The sequence below is a fragment of the Paenibacillus jamilae genome, from assembly GCF_050482105.1.
In the GTDB taxonomy this organism is placed as follows: domain Bacteria; phylum Bacillota; class Bacilli; order Paenibacillales; family Paenibacillaceae; genus Paenibacillus; species Paenibacillus jamilae_B.
Window position 1 is genome coordinate 1 of sequence record NZ_JBCNHI010000087.1, and the last position, 957, is coordinate 957.

Annotated in this window: 1 pseudogene; it reads left to right on the forward strand. The window is 38.8% G+C overall.

Going from position 1 to position 957, the window contains the following annotated elements:
* Positions 1–957: pseudogene (locus tag ABEW32_RS26435) on the forward strand (contractile injection system protein, VgrG/Pvc8 family); the annotation flags it as partial.

The window sequence follows — 957 nt, forward strand, 5'->3', positions numbered from 1 at the left end:
TTAATTACTCAGTATGAACATGAGCAAGCGAGACATGCCTACTATAGCAAATGGATTCTGGGGAAAGTGTATACAAGCGCACGTCAAATAGTACATTCCGGCAGCCGATTAGAGCTGATCCAAAACTTGCTGACAACATCGAAAACCATGGTTCATGCCTATCAACAAGTACCTAAAAGTGTTAAAGATAGAATGCTGAGGGAATATAAAGAACAAGAAAAAGCTAGGGCTGAAGCTGCTCTTAAAGCAGAAAAAGAAGCTGCACCACCAGAGCTTACAGAAGAAGACTACGAAAAGATCTGGCAGGATTATCGAAGGAACATATATACCGAAGACCGTAGGCCCAAACTTAAACCGGGGAGTTATCGAGGAGAAGATGGTGTTGTACGTACTCGTGACGGTAAACCCGATGTCCAATACTATAGTGAATGGAAACATAATTATCCCGAAGATGATGATTTCTTCATGCAAACTAGGAAGCAAGGTATAACCGAAGAAGAAAAAAAGTGGATGTTCTATGCTATTTCCATAGAAAACCCTCTTATGGTTGGTGGTCGAGGGGGTATGGACAATACTAAAGAATTAGAGGGGATACTTTCAAAACTGGGTAGAGGGAAAGGGTTCTTTAATATTTCTTCTGGAGTAAGTGCAAAAGTAAGAGTCCAGGAATTATTAGCGAGACAACAAATAGAAGCTACAGAAAACGTAGCTTCCCAAAAAATTAACCAAACTCTTGAAACCAAAGGCTACAAGCCACAGCCAAATGAAAGGTTAACAACGAAAAACCAATATAAACAACAGGATCAACAGGCAAGGAAAACGCTACGAGAGACTGCCTCCAAGGCAACTAGAGAAGAAAATAGTAAAATTCAAAAGAAGGTCATATATAATGTAGCTAAGAGTACAAATACAAGAAAAGCCTCAAATATAAAAGAATATTTAAAAAAGGAAAAAGAA